The sequence below is a fragment of the Oceanospirillum linum genome (assembly GCF_001995095.2).
GTDB classification, from domain to species: Bacteria; Pseudomonadota; Gammaproteobacteria; order Pseudomonadales; family Halomonadaceae; genus Oceanospirillum; species Oceanospirillum linum.
This window is the reverse complement of the sequence record NZ_MTSD02000093.1, coordinates 1-441: the sequence shown is the minus strand read 5'-3', so window position 1 is coordinate 441 and position 441 is coordinate 1. Positions and strand designations below refer to the sequence as shown.

Below are 441 nucleotides of genomic sequence, written 5' to 3'. Positions count from 1 at the left end.
CAGTTGCATGATTAACTTATCCTAGTTGCACTAAACCTGCGGCAGACACTTTTAGCATACCACCTGCGTTGATATTGCCGATACCATCGGCTTTGACAGTCAGAGCTGCACCTTTGAGCGTTAGTGCGGGGCCGCCATCCACCATCGCACTTGCGCCACCCTTTAGCATTAATGCACCAGTGGCGCTGGCGCTTACAGAAGGTGCTGAGATGGTTGAACTTGTTGTTGCGGTAAGCGCTATGGTCGCACCTTTGATGGAACTTGCAGTTGTTGCGGTTAGATTCGTTGTGCCGCCTGTTAAGTTAACTGCTGCGGTTGTTGTGCCTGTAATGCCTGATGCGCTTACAAGAATACTATTTGCACCTAAAACAGAGAGTTTTGCAGCTGGAGGTGTCTGGGTCAGTTCAAATACGGATCCTGCAGTCGCGGCAGCTTGTAATG

At 50.1% G+C, this 441-nt stretch carries 2 protein-coding genes; one reads left to right on the top strand and one right to left on the bottom strand.

What is annotated here, in order from left to right:
- Positions 1-16: 16 nt before the first annotated feature.
- The gene (locus tag BTA35_RS18560) at positions 17-169 is read right to left on the bottom strand and encodes a hypothetical protein (RefSeq protein WP_238377633.1); all 153 of its coding nucleotides are present in this window, start codon (positions 167-169) and stop codon (positions 17-19) included.
- Positions 170-209: 40 nt separating this feature from the next.
- On the opposite strand from BTA35_RS18560, the gene BTA35_RS18555 reads away from it, so the two are divergent.
- Positions 210-441: hypothetical protein (locus tag BTA35_RS18555; RefSeq protein WP_238377632.1), on the top strand; the 232-nt coding region annotated here is incomplete at its 3' end.

Excerpts from the sequence above, each read along its gene's own strand:
- BTA35_RS18560 (WP_238377633.1), bottom strand. The coding sequence starts at position 169 with ATGCTAAAGGGTGGCGCAAGTGCGATGGTGGATGGCGGCCCCGCACTA.